The organism is Rhodoferax sp. GW821-FHT09E07, assembly GCF_059416145.1.
In genome coordinates this window covers 307,603-329,012 of record NZ_JBWKOP010000003.1, presented here as the reverse complement: position 1 = coordinate 329,012, position 21,410 = coordinate 307,603, and the positions used below count along the sequence as shown (strand labels likewise).

At 65.4% G+C, this 21,410-nt stretch carries 19 protein-coding genes and 1 riboswitch; of the genes, 12 read left to right on the top strand and 7 right to left on the bottom strand.

What is annotated here, in order from left to right; genetic code table 11:
* Positions 1–36 precede the first annotated feature (36 nt).
* From AC07OE_RS07320 to AC07OE_RS07300, 5 genes are all read right to left on the bottom strand, one after another.
* On the bottom strand, positions 37–1,815 hold the full coding sequence (locus tag AC07OE_RS07320; protein WP_495069902.1) for an ABC transporter transmembrane domain-containing protein: 1,779 nt from the start codon (positions 1,813–1,815) through the stop codon (positions 37–39).
* A gap of 145 nt (positions 1,816–1,960) precedes the next feature.
* On the bottom strand, positions 1,961–3,049 hold the full coding sequence (locus tag AC07OE_RS07315; RefSeq protein ID WP_495069901.1) for a lipocalin-like domain-containing protein: 1,089 nt from the start codon (positions 3,047–3,049) through the stop codon (positions 1,961–1,963).
* Positions 3,050–3,061: 12 nt separating this feature from the next.
* The gene (locus AC07OE_RS07310; RefSeq protein ID WP_495069900.1) at positions 3,062–4,009 is read right to left on the bottom strand and encodes a M48 family metalloprotease; all 948 of its coding nucleotides are present in this window, start codon (positions 4,007–4,009) and stop codon (positions 3,062–3,064) included.
* Entirely contained in the window at positions 4,006–4,602 is a 597-nt protein-coding gene (locus AC07OE_RS07305) for an SH3 domain-containing protein (RefSeq protein WP_495069899.1), read from the bottom strand. The genes AC07OE_RS07310 and AC07OE_RS07305 overlap by 4 nt, the downstream gene beginning before the upstream one ends.
* Before the next feature lie 40 nt (positions 4,603–4,642).
* Positions 4,643–5,644 (bottom strand): LysR substrate-binding domain-containing protein, encoded by a 1,002-nt coding sequence (locus AC07OE_RS07300; protein WP_495069898.1) that lies wholly within the window; start codon positions 5,642–5,644, stop codon positions 4,643–4,645.
* A 114-nt stretch (positions 5,645–5,758) separates the two neighbouring features.
* On the opposite strand from AC07OE_RS07300, the gene AC07OE_RS07295 reads away from it, so the two are divergent.
* Together AC07OE_RS07295 and AC07OE_RS07290 are read left to right on the top strand one after the other, a co-directional pair.
* On the top strand, positions 5,759–6,298 hold the full coding sequence (locus AC07OE_RS07295; protein WP_495069897.1) for a DUF2917 domain-containing protein: 540 nt from the start codon (positions 5,759–5,761) through the stop codon (positions 6,296–6,298).
* Positions 6,299–6,403: 105 nt separating this feature from the next.
* Positions 6,404–7,612: a GGDEF domain-containing protein gene (locus AC07OE_RS07290; protein ID WP_495069896.1), complete on the top strand. Its 1,209-nt coding sequence runs from the start codon at positions 6,404–6,406 to the stop codon at positions 7,610–7,612.
* Here the strand turns inward: AC07OE_RS07290 and AC07OE_RS07285 are convergent.
* Entirely contained in the window at positions 7,596–10,184 is a 2,589-nt protein-coding gene (locus AC07OE_RS07285) for an ABC transporter permease (RefSeq protein ID WP_495069895.1), read from the bottom strand. The two genes, AC07OE_RS07290 and AC07OE_RS07285, sit on opposite strands and share 17 nt — an antisense overlap.
* A gap of 104 nt (positions 10,185–10,288) precedes the next feature.
* On the opposite strand from AC07OE_RS07285, the gene AC07OE_RS07280 reads away from it, so the two are divergent.
* From AC07OE_RS07280 to AC07OE_RS07235, 10 genes are all read left to right on the top strand, one after another.
* A complete protein-coding gene (locus AC07OE_RS07280; RefSeq protein ID WP_495069894.1) occupies positions 10,289–12,112 on the top strand; it encodes a DUF1800 domain-containing protein in 1,824 nt (607 codons plus the stop codon).
* A 9-nt stretch (positions 12,113–12,121) separates the two neighbouring features.
* Positions 12,122–13,600 carry a DUF1501 domain-containing protein gene (locus tag AC07OE_RS07275; RefSeq protein WP_495069893.1) on the top strand — a complete coding sequence of 493 codons (1,479 nt, stop codon included), beginning with the start codon at positions 12,122–12,124 and terminating at the stop codon, positions 13,598–13,600.
* Positions 13,601–13,604: 4 nt separating this feature from the next.
* A complete protein-coding gene (locus tag AC07OE_RS07270) occupies positions 13,605–14,723 on the top strand; it encodes a saccharopine dehydrogenase family protein (protein ID WP_495069892.1) in 1,119 nt (372 codons plus the stop codon).
* 31 nt (positions 14,724–14,754) lie between these two features.
* Positions 14,755–15,234: an SRPBCC family protein gene (locus AC07OE_RS07265; protein WP_495069891.1), complete on the top strand. Its 480-nt coding sequence runs from the start codon at positions 14,755–14,757 to the stop codon at positions 15,232–15,234.
* The gene (locus AC07OE_RS07260) at positions 15,221–15,586 is read left to right on the top strand and encodes a DoxX-like family protein (RefSeq protein ID WP_495069890.1); all 366 of its coding nucleotides are present in this window, start codon (positions 15,221–15,223) and stop codon (positions 15,584–15,586) included. Before AC07OE_RS07265 ends, AC07OE_RS07260 begins: the two co-directional genes overlap by 14 nt.
* The gene (locus tag AC07OE_RS07255) at positions 15,583–16,059 is read left to right on the top strand and encodes a DUF2269 family protein (RefSeq protein WP_495069889.1); all 477 of its coding nucleotides are present in this window, start codon (positions 15,583–15,585) and stop codon (positions 16,057–16,059) included. The genes AC07OE_RS07260 and AC07OE_RS07255 overlap by 4 nt, the downstream gene beginning before the upstream one ends.
* Positions 16,060–16,100: 41 nt before the next feature.
* A riboswitch (TPP riboswitch) is annotated at positions 16,101–16,194 on the top strand.
* A 60-nt stretch (positions 16,195–16,254) separates the two neighbouring features.
* The gene (locus tag AC07OE_RS07250; protein WP_495069888.1) at positions 16,255–17,349 is read left to right on the top strand and encodes a thiamine ABC transporter substrate-binding protein; all 1,095 of its coding nucleotides are present in this window, start codon (positions 16,255–16,257) and stop codon (positions 17,347–17,349) included.
* Between the two features lie 16 nt (positions 17,350–17,365).
* Positions 17,366–18,946 (top strand): ABC transporter permease, encoded by a 1,581-nt coding sequence (locus AC07OE_RS07245; protein WP_495069887.1) that lies wholly within the window; start codon positions 17,366–17,368, stop codon positions 18,944–18,946.
* Positions 18,939–19,607, top strand: a complete 669-nt coding sequence (locus tag AC07OE_RS07240) for an ABC transporter ATP-binding protein (protein ID WP_495069886.1) — start codon at positions 18,939–18,941, stop codon at positions 19,605–19,607. The genes AC07OE_RS07245 and AC07OE_RS07240 overlap by 8 nt, the downstream gene beginning before the upstream one ends.
* A gap of 104 nt (positions 19,608–19,711) precedes the next feature.
* Entirely contained in the window at positions 19,712–20,473 is a 762-nt protein-coding gene (locus AC07OE_RS07235) for a PEP-CTERM sorting domain-containing protein (protein WP_495069885.1), read from the top strand.
* A gap of 59 nt (positions 20,474–20,532) precedes the next feature.
* Here AC07OE_RS07235 and AC07OE_RS07230 read toward each other — a convergent pair whose 3' ends face one another.
* Complete coding sequence (locus AC07OE_RS07230; RefSeq protein WP_495069884.1) at positions 20,533–21,360, bottom strand: substrate-binding periplasmic protein; 828 nt, start codon at positions 21,358–21,360, stop codon at positions 20,533–20,535.
* Between the last annotated feature and the right edge of the window lie 50 nt (positions 21,361–21,410).

Here is a 21,410-nt window from a genome sequence, read left to right as displayed (position 1 = left end):
TTTTGGCAAGCAGTTGCTTGTCTTATTCTGAGGTGGTCAGGCGTTGAACTGCAGCGCTGCCAGCCCGGCGTAGACGCCGCCGCGCGCCACCAGCTCGGCGTGCGTGCCCTGTTCCACCAGCTTGCCGTGGTCCAGCACCACGATCAGGTCGGCCTTTTGCACTGTGGCCAGGCGGTGGGCGATGACCAGTGTGGTGCGGTCGCGCATGGCCGATTCCAGCGCCGCCTGCACCATGCGTTCGCTTTCGGCGTCCAGCGCGCTGGTGGCTTCGTCCAGCAGCAGCAGGGGTGGGTTTTTGAGCATGGCGCGTGCGATGGCAATGCGCTGACGCTGCCCGCCCGACAGGCGCACACCGCGCTCGCCCAGGAAGGTGTCGTAGCCCTGGGGCAGGGCGCTGATGAACTCGTGGGCAAATGCGGCCTGGGCGGCGGCTTTCACCTCGGCGTCCGTCGCATCCGGCTTGCCGTAGCGGATGTTTTCCAGCGCGCTGCTGGAGAAGATCACCGCGTCTTGCGGGACGATGCCCACGCGCTGGCGCAGCGCATCCAGCGCCATGTCGCGCGTGCCCACGCCGTCCAGCACAATGCCGCCGCTTTGCGGGTCGTAGTAGCGCAGCAGCAGCTGGAACACCGTGCTCTTGCCGGCCCCGCTGGGCCCGACGATGGCCACAGTCTGGCCGGGCTGCACGTTCAGGCTGAAGTTTTGCAGCGCCGGTTGCAGCGGGCGCGATGTGTAGTGGAAGTCGATCGCTTCGAATTTGATAGCGCTTCCCGCAGAAGGCATGGGGGCTAGCAGCGGATTTGATGGGGAAGTGATGGGCGACTGGGTGCCCAGCAGCTCCATGAGCCGCTCCGTGGCGCCAGCGGCGCGCAGCAGGTCGCCATAGACCTCGCCCAGTACCGCAAACGCGCTGGCCAGAATGATCACGTACACCACGGTCTGCCCCAAATGGCCCGCCGTGATGCGGCCTTCGGCCACGGCCTGCGTGCCCTGGTAAAGGCCCCACAGCAGCGCGGCACTGGTGGCAATGATGATGAAGGCGACCAGCATGGAGCGCATGCGGCTACGCTTGGTGGCGGTCTCGAAGGCGTTGTCCGTGGAGGTGACAAAGCGCGCGGTCTCGCGGCCCTCGGCCGTGTAGCTTTGCACCACGGGAATCGCGTTCAGCACCTCGGCGGCGATGGCGCTGGAATCGGCGATACGGTCCTGGCTGGCACGCGAGAGCTTGCGCACGCGCCGGCCAAACCACAGGCTGGGTACCACCACCAGAACCAGCACCACCAGCACCTGCAGCATCACCACCGGGTTGGTCCACACCAGCACGCCCAGGGCGCCAATGCCCATCACCGCATTGCGCAGGCCCATGCTGAGCGACGAGCCCACCACGGTTTGCACCAGCGTGGTGTCGGCCGAAAGGCGCGAGAGCACCTCGCCGGTTTGCGTGGTTTCAAAAAACTCGGGGCTCTGCTTGAGCACATGGCTGTATACCGCGTTGCGCAGGTCGGCCGTGACGCGCTCGCCCAGCCAGCTCACCATGTAGAAGCGCCCGGCCGAAAACAGGCCCAGCGCCACCGCCACCGCAAACAGTGCGGCAAAGTGTTCGCGCAGCGCCATCACCTGCGCGCCCTTATCGGCCTGCACCAGCCCGCCGTCGATCAGGCTGCGCAGCGCAATCGGAAACGCCAGCGTGGCGCCCGCCGCCAGCACCAGAAACACCAGCGCCATGCCAATGCGGCCCCGGTAGGGCCGCAGAAACGGCAGCAGGCCGGAGAGGGATTTGGGGTTGGTGGCTTTGGGGCGGTCGGAGGAGGTCATGGCAGCCTAGGTGGGGGCGAGAGCGGTGGAGGCATGGTGGCGGGAGAAATATAACGAAACAAGCCCCTAGCCCCCGTGATTATTGCGCGAGCAGCTATTGAATTTGTAGCGGCTGGTTTTCGGTTTGTTGCGGTTTGTTGCAGCGCTACAGCTTCAGCGCCGCCGCATACCCCGTCATCTCCAGGTAGCCGCGCCCGACCAGTTTGCCGTTGCTGTCCCAGACCTCGCTCAGGCCTTCCCAGTAGATGGCGCCAGTGGAGCCGCGGCTGTCGAGTTCCTGGTTGTCGATGACGGCCTTCACCGTGTAGAAGTCGGCCGGGGTGCGCACCACCCATTCCACGGGGTAGCTGGCTTTGCTCAGGGGGCTGCGCCAGCTACGCGTGGGTTTGAACAGCACCTCGCCGCGCGAGAACGCGTAGCGGGCGCCGGCCGCGCTGCGGAACGAGCCGCCGTCCCACAGCGCGTTGCCTTGCTGGTCGCGCAGCTGGAACGCTGTGAGTGCGCTGCCGTCGAACAGGTTGATGCCGATCCAGTCCCAGCCCTGGGCCTGCGGGTGCAACACCTCCTGACTCCATTCGTGGTCCAGCCAGGCGGTGCTGCCAGCCTCCAGAGGGCGCGTTTGGCCCTGCAGCGCGATGCTGCCGCTGACCTGCAACTGCGGCAGGCTGTAGTAGTAGCTGGCCTGTTTCTCGTCGGGCCCCTTGCGGGACAGACCGTCTTTGCCCTGCAGCAGCACCGGCTGCGTGCTTTTGAAGTTCAGGTTCAGCGCGAAGTCGCCCGCCGCCACATGGGCCTGCAGGTCCGTGCCCTGGCGTTGCAAGGACCAGTCACGCAGCAGCACGCCCGTGTCCTGCAGGCTGGCTGAGGCCGCGTCCGCCGGGTTGCTGCCAGCGGGCTCGCCGGACCAGCGGGCGATGCGCTGGTCGTGCCAGAGCTTTTTACCCGCCACATCGGTGACGGCCGCGTGGGCAAACAGGAGTTGCCTGGCTGCCAAGCGCGACTGCATGCCCTGGGTCGCGGCCACGCGGCTGCGGAAGAACGTGACCTGGAAGCCCAGTGCCGCCGTCTGCCCCGCCACATTGGCGTAGCCCGTGAGGTACCACCACTCGGTGGCAAAGTCGTTGTGGCTGCCCGCATCGCGGGGGAAGCCCAACGTCTTCTGCGGCAGTGCCCAGCTTGGGGGGGGGAGCCCCGCCAGCGCGGGTGCAGCCAGCAGGGCGCGGCGGCTTAGCAAGGGGCCGAGCGCTTAGCGGTTACCGGCACGCGCCAGGCGCTGCGGGATGGTGGGCGAGGGCTGGCCTGCCAGTGCGTCCAGGCGCTGGCCCATGGCGGTCTCCAACTGGTCCAGCCGTACCTGGGTGGGCGGGTGGGTGCTCAGGGTCAGCGTGAAGACCGGGTTGTCGGGCTTGGCGGTGCGCAGTTGTTGTAGTACAGCCACCAGGCCATACGGGTCAAAGCCTGCGCGGGCCGCCAGTGCCACGCCGCTGCGGTCGGCTTCCAGCTCGTCTTCCTGGTCCAGCCCCTTGGAGTACAAGTCTTTGCCCAGCGCCAGCAGTTGGGCCGACACCACGCCCTGCGCGTTGCTGCCCAGCTGCGAGGCAATCGCCTTGGTCAGCAGGCCCGCCTGCGCGGTCTTGCGCATGGCCTTGAGATGGTGCTTGCCCACCACGTGGTGGATTTCGTGCGCCAGGATGCCGGCCAGCTCCGACTCATCGGCCACGGAGTCCACCAGGCCCTTGGTGATGAAGATATAGCCACCCGGCGCGGCAAAGGCATTGAAGCCTGTGTCGTCCAGCACGGCAAAGGTCCAGGGCAGGTCAGGCCTGGCCGATTGCAGGCTGATCCAGCGCCCCAGACGGTTTACGTAGCGCTGCAGCGCCATGTCTTTGTGCAGCGGCTTGGTGCCCAGCAGCACTGCCGACAGTTGCCGGCCGATTTCGATTTCCTTGGGCTCGTCTATTTGTTCCAACGACTGCGACAGCAAGCCCACCAGGTCCAGCGCATTGCCGGCGTTGGCGGCATTGTTGTTGCCCCCCAGCGAAAGTCCCAAGCCGCTGCCACCGCCGCCCTGGTTGGGTTTGAGCAGGTTCTGGAACAGGCCGCCCAGCGCCTTGCCGGCGTCTTGCGCCTGCAGCGACACTGGTATCGCGGCACAGCCAGCGGCCAGGCACAGGCTCAGGATGGTGCGCTTCATGGGAAGGCTCCCTTGATGTTGGGGGGCGGGACGGGCGCAGGGGGTGCCGGGACGGGCAAAGGGTCCACCGCGCGGGCCGTCAGGCTGGCATCAGCCGCGAAGCGTTTGGCTTGGGCCGCGTCCTGGCGCTGGCCTTCGGCCTGGGTCAGCGCGGCCATGTTGGGTTGCGCATTGGCAATGTCTTCGGCGCCCAGGCCGCGTATGCCGACGGTGGCTGTGGGCCCGCCCGTGTTCTGGTTTTGCGCACTGCCGCGGTTGAACAGGTTGGACAGACCACGCAGCGCGCCGGTGGCCGCATTGGCCACGGTGCCTTGTTCTGTTGCAGTACCCACATCAAACAGGTGGATCCAGCCGCTGGCACCCGCTGCGGTTTTCACCTGGATCCATGGCCCCTGGCGCGTAGGCAGGCGGGTCAGCGGGGTTTGGGCGGGCAGGGCGACCAGGGTATTGGCGCTATCGGCCGGGCCATCGCGCAGCGCGGACGCGCGCTTGGTGACCAGGGCTTCTTGCGCCTGCGCCGGGGCGCCAGCCAGCGCAGACAGCGCGGCCATGGCCACCAGGCTGTGGGTAAAAAGGCGATGGGGTGTACGCATGCGTGCCATTGTCATGGAAGGTGTGCAGCTGGGCAATGGCTCAGTCGGGGTGGGCGTTGGTTTCCGGGTCAGGCACCTCGCCAATGGCCTTGCGCGTGACCGCAGCCTGCGCCATCAGCCAGGCGCAAAACGCCTGAATTTCGGGCCGTGCACCGCTGCGCGGCCCCACCAGCAGAAAGTACACCAGCGGGGTGTCGATGCGGCCGTTGGGCAACACCTCCACCAGGTCGCCGCTGGCCAGGCTGTCGGCCACCAGTGGCATGCGCGCCAGCGCCACGCCCTGGCCGGTCAGCGCGGCCTGGACGATCTGGTGCGCGTAGTTGAAATACATCCAGCGCTTGGGCTCGAGCTTGGGCAACTGGTTGTCGTCCAGCCAGCGCCGCCAGGTCAACCACTCCAGGTTCTGGTGGCGGTGGCTGTCGCTGGCCTCCAGCAGGGCAAAGCGGTTCAGGTCGGCCGGCTTGCGCAGCGGCGGCCCGCTTTTTAGCAGCCACGGGCTGGCCACGGGGGTCAGTTGTTCGCCAAACAGGCGCACCGCGTCAGGCCCCGCATTGCTGGGCCGGGTATAGCGGATGGCGAGGTCCACATCGCTGGTGTCCAGGTCGACCGGGTTGTCGGTGGCATCCAGGCGGATGTCAATGTCGGGGTACTCGGCCTGGAAGGCCTCGAGCCGCGGAATCAACCACATCGACGCAAAGGAGGCCCAGGTGGAAATGGCCACGCTCTTGCGCCCCGCGGTGCGGCGGATCAGGCGCACCGCGCTGTCCACGCGCTCCAGCGAAGGCACCACGGCGCGCAACAATTGGGCGCCTGCGCTGGTCAGCTCCACGGCGCGCGTGTGGCGCAAAAACAGAGGCACGCCCACCTCTTCTTCCAGCGATTGCACCTGGCGGCTCACCGCACTCTGCGTCAGCGACAGCTCTTCGGCCGCAGCCCGGAAGTTCAGGTGGCGAGCGACCGCCTCCAGGGCGCGCAGGTGGCCCACCGCAATGGGCCGGGTGCGCAGTCGGATCTCGGTGCTGGAGGGGACGGCAGAGGACATGGCGGCAAGGTCGATTCATGCGTGAATGGAATGAATAGCATAGCCCGATTTCATTGGACGGTGTGGCGGCGCAGCGCGATCATTCATTGCCCAACCACCAAAACGGAGTCCACCATGCAAGTCCAAAGCCAAAGTCCCTCGCTACAACAGTCCCAACAAACCTCCCTGCTGCAACGCCCCGCTGCTGAAGGCCAGTACGGTGCGTTCTCCCTGTCCGCCGACGCCCCCTGGGTGCTGGCCAAGGGCAAGGCGGTGACCCTGCGTCCGCGCACGGCCGGTGTGCTGCGGGTGGTGTCGGGCCGTGCCTGGGCCACGCTGGATGTGTCCCGCCACACGCCCCTGCTGGAAACCGGTGACCATTTCGTGGCGTTGGGCCACGACTTGCAGCTGCGCGCCGGGCAGCGTGTGGTGGTGGAAGCATGGCCACACAAGGGGCAGGACGAGATCAAGCTGCAGTGGGTGGCGCAGCCGGAGCCGTGCATGGCCACCCGTTGGCAAGCCAAGGTGGTGGAGCCCCTGCGTGACGTGGGCCATGGCCTGGCGCTGGTGGCGCGCGCCCTGGGCCGTCTGGTGGCGGGTCTGGCCGGTTATGCGAATGTGTTCGCCGCGGGCCGGGGACGGGTGTTATGCGGCCTGGAGTCCAACGCGCCCTGATGCGCCGTCAGTTCCTCTGACGTCCCGCGCCCATGCCTCACCGCATGGGCGTTGTTTTTTCGGGGAAACAATGCCCGGCAGGCCCCCAGCCACTATCATGGCTGCGTGCCAACTGCTGTGAGCCTGCCAGTGTCCGCTCCCGATCTGCGCATCTTCATCCTGATCAATGGCCTCATGGCCTTGTTGATGGCGCTGCTACTTTTCTTCCAGGCCCGCACCTACCCTCGCTCCATCCGTGGTTTGAACCACTGGGCCATTAGTCAGCTATTGGCCTTCTTCTCCACCCTGTTGTTCGGTTTGCATGGCCTGGTGCAAACGCTGGTCTTTGCCGGTATGGGCAATGTGTTGTTGGTGCTGTCCGGGGTGTATCTGCTGGTGGGTACTTGCCGTCACTTGGACGTGGCGCTGCCGCGCTACTTTGTGCCTGCCATGGCGGTGTACGCCGTGGTCGCTATGGTCGGACTCATTGCCGGCGATGCGCCGTACCTCTACCGGTTGCTGTTCATTTGCGGCACCATGGCAGTGCTGTTCGCTGCCCATGCTGCGGTCATTGGCGAGTATGGCAATGGCTCCCTGGCTTGCCGTGTTCTGCTGACCGTGTCGGTGCTGCTTACCATTGTGATGCTGGTGCGCGGGGTGACAGCGTGGATAGACCCACCGGCCTCCAGCATTTTTGCAGCCTCGGTTATCCAGGTGGTGTATTTCGCCAGCTACAGTTTCGGGCTACTGCTGCTGTCCATAGGGGGCGTGCTGATGGCCACCGAGCGCATGCGCGGCGAGCTGGAATACCTGGTTAGCAATGACAGCCTGACGGGGGCCTACACCCGGCGTGCATTGTTTGAGCTGGGGGAAAACGAGGTGGCCCGCAGCCAGCGCCTGGGTACCTCACTGGCCGCACTGATGCTGGACCTGGACCATTTCAAAAACATCAATGACAAGCATGGCCACCATGTGGGCGATCTGGTGATCAGCGATTTTGTCCAGCGCATCCAAACCCTGCTGCGCCGCCCCGCCATCTTGGGACGCTATGGCGGTGAGGAGTTTGTGGCGCTGTTGCCCGACACCTCACGCGAACAGGCGCTGCTGGTGGCAGAGCGCATTCGCCAAAGCGTGACTGCCAACCCGGACTTGCCCGTGTGCCAGGTCAGCATTGGCGTGGCCATCTTCAACCACGCGGCGTCCGACAACCTCACCGCGTTGATTGACCGGGCAGACACCGGCCTGTACCGCGCCAAGCAGTTAGGGCGCAACCGCGTGGAAGAGGCGCTGAGCAGCCCCTCCGTCAGCTCGCCCAGCCCTACCAGTCCTCTTTGACGGCCATTACCGCGTCGCGGTCTGCCGCGGCCTGGCCCGATAGCCACGCGGTGAGGGTGCCCGCGGCAATGACCGAAGCGCCCAGCGCCGCCAGCCGACCCCAGGGCAGGGCAAGCTCCATGGTCCAGTGAAAGCTCTGTGGGTTCACCACGTGCACCAGCACCACGGCCACGGCCAGGCCCAGCCCCACGCCAGCCAGTGCGCCCAGCGTGGTCCAGGCTGCGCCCTCCAGTGCCACGACGCGCAAGATCTGGCGGCGCGTGAGGCCCAGGTGCACCAGCAGCCCAAACTCCTTGCGCCGCGCCAGTACCTGCGCACTGAAACTGGCGGCCACGCCAAACAGCCCTATGCCAATGGCCACAGCCTGCAGCCAGTAGGTCACGGCAAAGCTGCGGTCAAAAATCTTCAGGCTGGTGGTGCGTATCTCGGCGGCCGAGCCAAATTCCAGCAAGTTGCCCGCCTCGCCCCCGGGCGTGTGGGCCAACTGGTTGGCCAGGTCACGCAGGTGGTCTTGTACCTGGACCACGTTGGCTTCGGGTGCCAGCCAAAAGGCGATGTCGTTGACCCGGGTATCGCGGCTGATGCGCGCAAAGTCGGCTTGCTCCAGGGCCACGGTGCCAAACTGACGGGCGTAGTCCCGCCATACGCCTGCTACAAAAACAGGAGCTACTGGCGCAGTTTTCTCAGGGGCTAGGGAACGAATGGATGCTGTAAGTGCCGGCAGGTCCTGCCCCGGGCGGGCGCCGTACAGGTCCAGCATGGCTTCGCTCACATACACCCCGGTGCGCCCCGGAGGAACCGGCAGCGCGCTGCCCACCAGTGGCAGGGCGAGTGCGCCGGTCTGCGCATCGTGCAGTGGGCGCACCAGCAGCAGCACGGCGGGCTGGGCCGGGTCCAGCGTCAGCGCCAGGCTGCGCTGTGTGGTCAGGCGCTCCACTCCGGCAAGCTGGGCCGCGCCCTGTACAAAGGCAGGGTCAAAGTAGGCGGTATCCAAAGCGCTGCCGCTGCCCGCGCTGCGCACGTACAGCGCAGCGGGCAGCACGGTATCCAGCCATTGGGTCACGGAGTGGCGAAAACTGGCCACCATCACCGTGAGTGCCACGGCCAGACTCAGCGAGGCCACCACACCGCTCACAGCCACGGCCGCACTCTCGCGCACGCGCCGGGCACGCTCCACCGCCAGCAATGGCAATGCACGGCGCGCCACCAGCGGGGCGACAGCATTCAGCACCCCACCCACGGCGGCCGGCAAGGCGGTGATGCCGCCCAGCAGCAACAACGCCACGCTCACATACGCTGCCAGCGGAATGCCACCTACCGGTGGCAATAGCGCCAGCAGGCCACCGCTCACCAGCAAAAGCACACCCAACCAGGCCTGGCTGCGTCGGCCGGACAGGCTGCCCAGGCCTTTGAGCGTCTGTGCGGGGGGCAACTGCTGCGCCAGCCGTGCGGGTGTCCAGGCACCCACCAGTGCTGCGGCCACGCCCAGCAGCCCGAACACTAGGGCCGCCATCGGGCTCCATTGCAACGCCGGTGCGCTACCGGCGAAGAAGCCGCCCCCCAGGTCACCCCCCAGAAGGCGAAGCGCCAGTGTGGCCAGGCTTGCGCCCAAGGCCAGGCCCAGCGCACTGCCCACGGCACCCAGGGCCGCGGCCTCCAGCAGCACCAACTGCAGGCGCTGTCGGCCGGTCAGGCCCAGCACGCCCAACAACGCAAACTGCTGGGCACGCCGTGCCACACTGAGAGCCAACACCGAGAAGACCAGAAAGCCGCCAGTAAACAGTGCCACCAGCGCCAAGACCGTGAGGTTCACGCGATAAGCGCGCGACAGATTGCCGATGCGCGCCACGGCATCACCCGGCTCGCGCAGCGTGGCGCCGGCGGGCCAGTCGGGAGCGGCTTGCATGGCGCGCACAAAAGCGGCGCGGTCCACCCCGGGGCGCAGGCGCAGGTCCACCCGTGTGATGCGCTCGTCCACGCCAAACAACTCTTGCACCGCCGCAATGTCCATCACCACCAGCGGGGCGCCGCCGGCCCGCACGTCACCCGCCACCTGCACCGTGCGCAACTGCAGCCCCTGCTGCAGTTGCAAACTGTTACCTTTGAGAGCCTGGCGTGCCAGCGGGTTCAAAAACACCGCGTCGGGCGCGAACAGCGCGAGTCGTTCTGCGCCGGCTTCGGGGCGGGGCATCAGGTCCGGTGCCACGCCTGCCACCTGCAGGGCATCCACGCCCACCACGCGCAACAGCACTTTCTTGCCATCCTGCACGGCATAGGTACTGAGTTCCAGCACTGGGGAGGCCACGGCCACGTCCGGGTGGTTCAGCAGCCGGCCCCAGAGGGCCAGACCCACACCAGCGTTACCGGCGCCTGCGTTGCGCAGCTCCAGGTCGGGTTGGCCACCCACGGACCGCACGGCTTGCGAGAACTCGTCCAGCGCGGAGGCATTGATCAGGTGCACCGCAAACGCCAGCGCCACCCCCAACATCACAGACACCACGGCCGCCGCATTGCGCCAGGGGTGATGGCGCAGCTCTTGCCAGGAAAAAGTGGTGAACAAAGCCATCAACATGCGCCTGAGCCTAGCGCATCCGCCATGCAAACTTCACAATGCGTTGACATAAGCTTGGTTACCATGGCGCGGTTGTGCGGCCACCGGCTGCCCTGGAATGCACCATGACCGAAGACGCGTTTGACGATTCCACCGCCGTTGCCCCGGCCGATACCAACGCTCCCCAATGGGCCAAGCATGCCGCGCTGGCGGGGCTCAGTGCCTTGCTGGCAGCCTGTGCCGCGCCGGGCGCGCGCTATGGCCGTGGCGCACCCTTGCAGCGACCCAGCCAGCACTACACCGACGCCACCACGCCGGAGGCGGCAGCACGTTTTCTGCTGCAGGCGCAGTTTTCGGCCTCGGATGCCGAGATTGCTGCAGTGCAAAAGCAGGGCTATGCCGACTGGCTGGCGCAGCAATTCGACGCACCTTTGGGTCAAACCGGCTGGGACTGGCTCAATGCACGCGGATATGGCCAGATCGCGAACGACACACGCTATTTCGACCACTTCTACCCGGGCGACTACATGATCTGGAACCAGCTCATGACGGCGCCCGATGCCGTGCGCAAGCGGTTGGCGCTGGCGCTGTCGGAGTTTTTTGTGGTGTCACTTACCGGGCTGGATTTGGCGTGGCGCAGCCATGTGATCGCGCACTACTGGGACACGCTGGTCCAGCACGCGCTGGGTAACTACCGCGATCTGCTGGAAGAGGTGACGCTGAACCCCGCCATGGGCCACTACCTCAACACCAAGGGCAACCAGAAAGAAAACCCCGCCACGGGCCGCGTGCCCGACGAGAACTACGCGCGTGAGGTGATGCAGCTGTTCTCCATCGGCCTGTACCAGCTCAACCCGGATGGCACAGACAAGCTCAACGCCGCGGGTAACCGCACCGAGACCTATGTACAGAACGACGTGGTTCAGTTGGCCCGCGTGTTCACCGGCTATGACTTTGACCAGCGGCAAAACGTGGTCGTGCCGTTCGACCCCGAGGGCAAGCGCAAGGTGGGCAACACCAACTTTGCCAAACAGCGCATGTCACTCACGCCCAACCGGCACTCCGATCTGCCGGCGCAGTTTCTGGGCACCAGCATTCCGGCCAACACGCCGGGTCCGCAGGCCCTGAAGATTGCGTTGGACACGCTGTTCAATCACCCCAATGTGGGCCCCTTCTTTGGCCGCCAGATGATCCAGAGGCTGGTGACCAGCAACCCCAGCCCGGCCTATGTGGCGCGGGTGTCGGCCGCATTTGCCGACAACGGCCACGGGGTGCGCGGCGACCTGCGCGCGGTGTTTGCCGCCATCCTGCTGGACGACGAAGCGCGTGACCCGGCGGGCCTGCAGCAGGCCCAGTTTGGCCGTCTGCGAGAGCCCATGCTGCGCCTGGTGCAGTGGGGGCGCACCTTTGGCATTACCTCGGCCCAGGGCAGCTGGAAGATCAACGACCTGAGCAACCCTGCTACCCAGCTCGGCCAAAGCCCACTGCGTTCGCCTTCGGTGTTTAACTTCTTTCGTCCCGGCTATGTGCCGCCGTCCACGCAGATGGCCAGCACTGGCGCGATGGCACCGGAGTTCCAGATCGTGACCGAAAGCAGCGTGGCGGGCTACCTGAACTTTATGCAGAACGTCATCCGCAATGGCATCTACGTGAACGACCCGGACTTGCCCAACAACGTGAACAACTCCAAGAACCCCAAGAACGGTTTTGACATCAAGGCCAGCTACACCACCGAGCTCGCACTGGCCACCGATGCCAAGGCCCTGGTGTCGCGCATGAACCTGCTGCTGTGCGCGGGGCAGTTGCCCGCGGCGCTGCAAGGGCAGATGGTGACGGCGCTGAACGCCACACCGCTGACCGCTGCCAGCCCGCCCGACAAGCGGCTGGACCGCGTGGCCGCGGCGGTGTTTCTGGCCATGGCCGCACCACAGTACCTGGTTCAAAAATAGGGGCACCCCATGGACTTCATGCAACTTTCTCCCCACAGCCGCCGCAGCTTCCTCAAGCGCGCGGGCCAGCTGGCCTTGTCGGGCACCGCCTTGCCCGTGGCCATGAACCTGGCCGCCATGGGCGAAGCCGCTGCGGCGGGCGCCAATGACTACAAGGCCCTGGTGTGCGTGTTCCTCTACGGCGGCAACGACTACGCGAACACCGTGGTCACGTTTGACGAACCCAGCTATGCGCAGTACGCCACGGTGCGTGGCGGCGCGGGCGAGGCCGGTGGCGGCATTGCCATTGCGCGCGCCGACCTGGAGCGCACGCTGCTCAAGCCGCGCACCCCGCTGGCCGGTGGCCGGCAGTACGCGCTGCACCCCGCGATGACCGGGCTGGCTGACCTGTTCAATACGGGCAAGGCCGCAGTGCAGTTCAACGTGGGCCCGCTGGTAGTGCCGCTCACGCGCGAGCAGTACAACAGCCCGGACCGCAAGACCTACCCGCTGCCGCCCAAGCTGTTCTCGCACAACGACCAGCAGTCCATCTGGCAGTCGTCTTCGCCCGAGGGCTCCACCGTGGGCTGGGGCGGCCACCTGGGTGATATGGCCATGGCGGCCAACCAGAAGTCGCTGTTCACCTGTGTGTCGGTCACGGGCAATGCGGTGTTCCTGTCGGGCGATGCGGCCCTGCAGTACCAGGTAAGTACCGGCGGCGCAGTGCGCGTGCGTGGAGCGACGGACGGTGCGGTGTATGGCTCGTCGGCCGTGAAGAACCTGCTCTCTAGCATGATCTCGCAACCCAGTAGCCACATGCTGGAAAACGAATATGTGCGCATCACCCAACGCGCGCGTGAGGCCGAGGTGCACATCACCTCGGCGCTGGCCGAAAGCCAGGCCGGCGCCACGGGCAGCCCGCTGGCCACCGAGTTTCCCGCGCAGAACCCCCTGGCGGACCAGCTCAAGATGGTGGCGCGCCTCATCAAAGGCCGATCGGTGTTGGGCAGCAAACGCCAGGTGTTTCTGGTGTCACTGGGCGGGTTCGATTTGCATGACAACCTGATTGCCCAACAGCCTGTGTTGCTGGGTCGTGTGAGCGACGCCATGGCGGCGTTCTACAAGGCCACGGAGGAGCTGGGTTTGAGCGACAGCGTGACCACCTTCACTGCGTCCGACTTTGGCCGCACGCTCACCTCCAACGGAGATGGCTCTGACCATGGCTGGGGTGGCCACCACATCGTGGTGGGCGGTGCGGTCAAGGGCCAGGCGTTCTATGGCGCACCGCCGCCGGTCAGCGTGGGTAACACGGGGGCGCCGCAAGACCAGTGGCATGTGGGCCAAGGTCGGCTGCTGCCCAGCACCTCGGTGGACCAGTACGCCGCCACGCTGGCGCGCTGGTTTGGTGTGGGCAACAAGGATCTGCACACCATCCTGCCCAATCTCAAACACTTCGGCGACATGGCCAAGCGGCCGGACTACCCTCTGAACCTCGGTTTTCTGGGCTGACTGCATGCGGGTGTTGGTGCTGGGCGGGTATGGAAATTTTGGTGCACGTATCTCCCGTGCGTTGGCTGCGGATGCTTCTATTGAATTGCTGGTAGGCGGGCGCGATGCGACACGCGCGTCCGCCTTCGCCGCAGCGCTGAACCGGACCCACGGAGGCCGGGCCGCAGGTGTGGCGGTGGACGCGCAGGGATCGCACTTTACGCAAGCGCTGCGCGCCCACGGCGTTGAACTGCTGATCCACACTGCCGGCCCATTTCAGGGGCAGGACTACGCGGTGGCCCGGGCCTGTGTGCAGGCGGGGGTGCACTACATCGATCTCGCGGACGGCCGGCGGTTTGTGTGTGACTTTGCGCAGGCGATGCAGGCGCCGTTCGCTGACGCCAACCGCGTGGCCATCAGCGGTGCAAGCACCGTGCCAGCGCTGTCGTCGGCAGTGGTGGATTTTTTGTGTCACGGCTGGCAGCGCATTGACGCTATCGACGCGTGCATTGCCCCGGCCCAAACTGCGCCCCGCGGTGTCGCCACACTGGAAGCCGTACTGAGCTACTGCGGTGTACCGCTGCATGTGTGGCGTGGTGGGCAGTGGCAGGCGGAGATCGGCTGGGCGAACCCGCAACGCGTGGAGTTTCGTCGCCTGCAGTCCCGGTTGGGCGCGGTGTGCGACATCCCTGACCTGGAGCTTTTCCCCGCGCACTACCAGGTGCAAGACCGCGTGGAGTTCCGCGCAGCGCTGGAAGTTGGCCTGTCTCAGCGCGCGTTTGCGGTGCTGGCATGGTTGCGGCAACGGGGTGCTCTCAAGAGCCCTGCATCGCTGGCGAGGTTGCTCAATGCCGGGGCCAAGGTGTTCGATCCCCTGGGTTCTGCGCTGGGTGGCATGGTGGTGCGCGTGGCGGGCGTGAACGCTGAGGGCGTGCCCGTTCAGCGCGCCTGGCACATCGCCGCGGACAACGACCATGGCCCCGAAATCCCTTGCATGGCCGCCATTCTGCTGGCCCGCCGTTTGGCTGCGGGCGAGGCCATGCCATCCGGCGCACGCGCCTGCGTAGGTCTGCATGCCCTCAGCGAATTCAGTCCCGAATTCGCAAAGTGGGGCATGGCGACGGATGTGGTGGAAGAGGGTTGATTCTGTGATTCACCGCAAATTGGAATTCACCATGCCTGCGCCTGCCGCTGTGGTGTTTGATGCCTTTCACTACCACCAGTGGCGCCACCGCTGGGATTCGCTGGTTGGCGCGACGGTGGTAGTGGGTGGAGCGCCTTGCCCCTATGTGGGGGCCATCACGCAGAATGCAGGAGGCGGGTTGTTGCGAGGGCTGTCCATGCAAACCCGATTTGTGAGCTTCGATCGCCCCCGCCTGGCAGCAGCCACCATGGTGGGGACTTCTTTTCCTTTCTCGCGCTGGGCAGCTTCCATGCGACACGCCGATGTGGGGCCGAATGAGTCCATCTTGATTTATACCTATACCCTTGACGTTGCGCCGGGCTGGCTGGCTTGGTTGCTGAGGCCTGCGGTGGATGTGGCATTTACCCGCCAGACACGCAAGCGCTTCCGCCGCTTGCAGGATTTTCTGGCGGGTCATGTGCATGAAGTCATCACCTGGCAAAAATCACCGGAAAACCATGGCACACACTGAATCGCGCTGGCTGCGTTACAGCCTGGTCTTTGTGTGGCTGGTCACGGCGCTGGTCAGTGTGCAGGAGTTGCATGGGCAGAGCCGGGCGCTGCTGGTGTCCAGTGGTGTGACTGATCCGCGTGTGGCCGATGCCCTGGTGTGGGCAGGGGCTGCAACGGACGCGATGCTGGGATTGCTGCTCTTGGTGTGGCCGGTCCGGCGCGTCTATGGCCTGGCCTTGCTGGTGATGCTGGGCATGACGTTGGTGGCTACCTTCATGCAGCCCGCCCTGTGGCTGCACCCGCTGGGGCCGCTGACGAAGAACGTGCCGATTGCCGTGGTGTTGTGGATCCTGATGCGGAGGTCACCGTGAGTCTGTACTTGTTCCTAAAGTGGGTGCACATCCTGTCCAGCGTGGTGCTGGTGGGGACCGGGTTTGGCACGGCGTTTTTCTTCTTCTACGCTAACCGCAGCGGCGTGGTGGCCGCGCAGGCCGTGGTGGCGCGCCTGGTGGTGCGGGCCGACACATGGTTCACCTCGCCCGCGGTGGTGATCCAACCCATCACGGGGCTGTGGATGGCTTACCTGGCTGGTTACCCCTGGACCACGCCGTGGTTGCTGCTGACGGTGGCGCTCTACCTGTTCACTGGAGCCTGCTGGACGCCCGTGGTGGCGCTGCAGCTGCGCATGGCGGCTATGGCGAAAGCGGCCCATGAAAAAAACGGGCCCTTGCCACCGTTGTACTGGCACTACGCGCGCCGCTGGGAGGCGCTGGGTTATCCCGCGTTCATCGCCATGCTGGCGGTGTTCTACCTGATGGTGGCCAAGCCGGCCTTGTGGGCATAGGCCTGCACAGGCGGCCCGCAGGCACAAAAGCCTACAATCCACGCTTCCACCGGGGGTGTCCGTCACAGGACTGAGAAATACCCCATGTACCTGATCTGGATCATGCCAGCGTAGGAAGTGTGAGAAGCCTGTCCCGTCTTGCGGGTGCCGGTTTTTGATGCGACCGATGGCTGGCGCATTGAAAGCGAGCACACCATGCAACACGGGATTTTTTCGTTTCTGAAGACCACATTGGGCGCGGCCCTGTTGGCCGCTGGCTTCACCGCCGTCCAAGCGGCGGATCAAAAAGCTCCGGTAGCTGACACTCAACCAAATCGGTCAGAAGTTTTGGCCCGTGCTGGCGATCTGCGCGTGCTGACGCACAGCTCTTTCACCGTGCCCAAGCCCTTGCTGGCAAAGTTTGAAAAAGACAATGGCGTGAAGCTGCGCATCACCAAGGCCGGTGACGCCGGCGAGATGCTCAACAAGCTCATCCTCACCAAGGCCAATCCGATTGCCGATGTGGTCTACGGCATCGACAACGCGCTGGCGCCCAAGGCGCTGGCCGCCGACGTGCTCGACAGTTATGCCGGTGCCGCCGCCAGCCGCAAGCCAGCCGCCGAGCTGCCCGCACCGCTGGTGCCGGTGGACTACGGATACGTGACGCTGAACTACGACAAGGCCTGGTTTGCCAAGAACGGTGTGGCCGTGCCCAAGGCGCTGGAAGACCTGACCCAGCCCGCCTACGCCAAATTGCTGGTCGTGCAAAACCCTGCCACCAGCAGCCCCGGTTACGCCTTCCTGCTGGCCACCATTGGCGCGCTGGGCGAGGACAAGGCCTTTGACTTCTGGGCCAAGTTGCGCGCCAACGGCCTGAAGGTGGCCAAAGGCTGGACCGAGGCCTACTACACCGAGTTCAGCCAGAACGGTGGCAAGCATCCCATCGTGGTGAGCTATGCCACCAGCCCGGCAGCCGAAGTGTTCTATGCCAAGACCAAGCTGGCCGAGCCGCCCACAGGCTCGCTGAGCCTGCCCGGCGCCGTGTTCCGCCAGGTGGAGGGCGTGGCGCTGGTGAAGGGCGGCAAGGAGCGCGCGGCGGCGGAAAAGTTTGTCGAGTTCTTGCGTTCGCCCGCCGTGCAGCAGGGCATGCAGACCGAGATGTGGATGTATCCCACCGAAGCCGGCGTGGCCAAGTCCGATGCCTTCAAGTTTGCGCCGGAGCCCACCGCCTTCCATGCACCCAGCGATGCCGACATTGCCGCCAAGGGCGCCGACTGGGTGGCGCGCTGGACCAAGGTGGTGCTGAAGTAATTCGCCAGGTTTGACCATGCGCCACCGCAACCCGGCGCAACCCTGGGCGGGCTGGGTGCTGCCTGTGCTGCCACTGGCGTTTTTGTTGGTGGTGCTGGTGGCGCCTGCGCTGCGCCTGCTGGTGGAAGGTTGGCGGGGCGATGCCGGTGCTGCGGCCTTGCTGGCACCGTGGCTGGACCCGTATCTGCGCTGGCGCATGGCCTGGTCGTTCTGGCAGGCCACCATCACCTGCGTCGCCGCGCTCATCCTCGGGCTGCCCATGGCTTGGGTGCTGGCGCGGTTTGACTTCCCCGGCCGCACGCTGATCCTGCGCGGTCTCATGCTGCCCTTTGTGGTGCCCACGCTGGTGGCCGCCATGGGTGTGCTGGCGCTGCTGGGGCCGCAGGGCTTGCTGGTACGCCTGGGTGGACCCGATTTGCAGGACACGCCCTGGCTGCTGCTTTACGGCAATCTGTTTTTCAACCTCTGCGTGGTGGTGCGCGCGGGCACCGATGCGCTGGGGCAGGTGAGTGCCTCGCGCGTGGCCGCGGCGCGCACGCTGGGCGCTACGCCCTGGCGTGCGTTCTGGCGTGTGGAATGGCCGGCCATTGCGCCGTGGTTGGCCTCGGCATTGTGTTTGGTATTCCTGTACTGCTTTGCCGGCTTTGGCCTAGCGCTGGTGCTGGGCGGGCAGGACTACGCCACGGCCGAAGTGGAGATTTACACGCTGGTGGCGCACGAGCTGCAGTTGCAGCAGGCCGGTGTGCTGGCCGTGTGGATGCTGCTGCTGACCGCGCTGGCGGCCCTGGCCTACGCTGTCATCGAGCGCCGCCTGGCCGCACCGGGCCGCGCCGACCGCGTGCCGCGCGTGCCACCCCGCGGCGCGGCGCAGTGGGCCGCCGTGCTGGCCATGGCTGGCATTTATATGTTGATTTGTGCGCTACCCCTCGTCGCCATTACGCAGGATGCTATAAATTCAGGAGCGGAAGCCTGGGCCGTGCTGCTGGAAGACGACACGCTGGCCGCGCTCTACAACACGGCGCGTTTCACCGCACTGTCCCTGTCGCTGGCCACGGCGCTGGGCTTGGCCCATGCGCTGGCGGCGCGGCGTGTGCTGTGGCTGCGCACGCTGGTGTTTTTGCCCTTCATGGTCTCACCGGTGATGGTGGCCTTCGGCCTGTTGCTGCTGTACCCCGCATGGACCGGCAGCTTCACCCTGCTGGTGGCGGCCTACGCCTTGCTGGCCTACCCGTTCGTAGCCAAGTCCATCGCTTCCGCGCTGGACAGCCTGCCCGAGCACTACCTGGACGCCGCACGAAGCCTGGGTGCCAGCCCGTGGCGCGCATTTGTGCGCGTCACGCTGCCGCTGCTGGCGCCCGCACTGCGCCGCGGCATGGCGTTTGCGGCGGCTACGGCCGTGGGCGAGTTTGCGGTCACGCTGTTTCTGTCGCGCCCCGAATGGGCCACACTCACCACCCTGATCTACCAGCACCTGGGCCGCCCTGGTGCGGCCAACCGCAGCGCCGCGCTGGTGCTGGCCTGCGTGCTCATGGGGCTGGCGCTGCTGGCCTTTGTGCTGATTGAAACCAAGCCCTCTGAGGACCGCGACCATGCTTGAGCTGCAGGCCATCTGCAAACACTGGCAGCCCTATGCCCCCCGGCATGCCGCACCACGCCCGCTGTTGCAAGACCTGGCGCTGCAGGTGCGCCCTGGTGAAACGGCGGCGCTCTTGGGGCCCTCGGGCAGCGGCAAGAGCACGCTACTCAAGATAGTGGCCGGGCTGGAGCCGCCCGAGCGCGGGCGCGTGCTGTTTGCCGGCCAGGACATCACCCACACCCCGCCCGAGCGGCGTGGCTTTGCACTCATGTTTCAGGACTTTGCGCTGTTCCCGCACCTCAACGTGCAGGACAACGTGGCCTTTGGTCTGGTGGAGCAGGGCCAGCGCAAGGTGGATGCCCGCGCGCAGGCCCAGGGCATGCTCGAGCGCTTTGGTCTGCAGGCCTATGCCAAGTCCAAGGTGTGGCAACTCTCCGGGGGCGAGCAGCAACGCGTGGCGCTGGCCCGTGCGCTGATCACCCGGCCACGCGTGCTGCTGCTGGACGAGCCGTTCTCCGCCCTGGACGCTGAGCTGCGGTTGCAGCTGCGCCAGGAATTCAGTGAACGTATTGCGGAGTTCCAGATGGCCACCATTTTGGTGACGCACGACGAGACCGAGGCGCGCGCCATGGGGACACGGGGGTATCGGCTGGTGGATGGGGTGTTGGCGGTCCAGTGGTAGCTGCGGCGGTGGCGGCCTAGTCCGATTGGGCTATCGCCAACGATGGTGGTTTTCTGTAACCTCCTGTAACAGTTAGACCCCATAAAAATTGGTACCAGGGACCCATGAATACTTCTTTTGTTAAATCTGCCGCCTTGGCACTGCTGGCCGCAGGCATGAGCTTCAGCGCAGCGGCTTCCAACCCCGCCAACACCAACAACACGCTGTACGGTGTGAACTTCGGTACTGGCAACAGCTACAGCACCACCTTTTTGGGCGGCGTAACCGCCAATTTCAACGCGCTGGTCGCAGTGGGTAACAGCAATGTGGCCGCCAAGTTCAGCACCAAGGCTGGCCAGGGCGGCTACCAGGGCATCGGCGTGTCGCCTTTCTCGGGCAGCGAGCGTACTCCCGGTGAGATCGACATTGGCGAATCCATCGTGGGCAGCTTCTCCAGCGGCATCAAGGTCACCAGTTTCACACTGGGTCTGTTGTTTGACGGTCCTGAATACAACGACGTGAACGAAGTGGCCAAGATCAGCGTCACCTTCGCCAACAACTCGGTGGCCAGCTTCACACTCACGGCCAAGGGCGCGACCACCGCTGTCTGGTCGGGTGCCAACGGTTCGGTGCTGAACCTGAGTCCTGCAACTGACGGAAAAGGCGGCGCCTGGAAGGTGAGCAATCCGTTCGGCAACGCTTTGGTCAAGTCCATTGCCTTTGGGGCTGCACCAGGTGTCAAAGGTAGGGCTGGCGGCCCAGCAACCAACCAGTCTGACTACACGCTGATCAGCGTGAGCGCTGTACCTGAGCCAGAAACCTATGCCCTGATGCTGGCGGGCCTGGCGGCCATCGGTGTGGTGGCGCGCCGCAAGAAGCGCGCGTGACACCTGTCAGCCAGTGCGTCTGGCGCCAATCCTGAAAAAGGCCCTTGCGAGGGCCTTTTTTATTTGCCGTCGCGCGGACGGATGCTTTCCTTGAGCACGCTGGCAGGGTAGTAGTTCTGAAAACTCTTCCAGAGCGTACTGGCCACGGCAGGACGGTTCAACAGTGCCAGCAGCGTCGCCGCGTCGTCTTTGCTGAGTGAGGTCTTGGAGATGTAGAGCCCGTTTTCTCCCCACGGCAATTCTGCAATGGGGTCAAAACGCAGCTTGTCCATCAGGTCCGCTACGCGCGGGTCATCCTGGATGGCACCAAAAAAGATCACAGGCGCCATGATGGAGATGTCGCCCGGATTGGCCTTGAGCACGCGGGCCACCGCCACCGGGTCAGATTCGAACACCAGCCGATTCTGCTTTTGCAAAGCGTCAATCAACTCCTGGTACGGTTGGCCGTAGTCGAAGCCCCGCACCAGTACCACCCGCGCATCTTTGCGTTCCAGGACGTCATAGGCGGTTTTGAACACGGGGCGCTTGGGGTCAAAGCTGATGACGGCTGCGCGGCTGCGCGTGAGCGTGACAAATACGCCGGATTCGTCCCGTTTCGGTGTTCGGGTTGCTGGCACCAGCAGATCTGCCTTGCCGGTTTCAAACAACAATTCCTGGCGCGCGCGCGGCACAGGCGTCAGCACGAATTCGCAGCCATCCTTGCCTCCCAGGGAGCGCAGCAACTCGGGGTAGATGCCGCTGAACTCCCCGTCGCTGATGATGACGCTCTGGCCCGTTGCGGAGAGCGGCACATTCATGGGGCGGCTGCATCCTGCCTGAGCAACGCCAGCCGCGAGTGCGCAGAGGGCGGGTATCAATAGTGCAGGGGCGATGCGTTTTGTCACCATGCGAGCCAGTCTAGCGCAAGCTCTGGGCGCCGTGTTGCCAACCGTCCCGT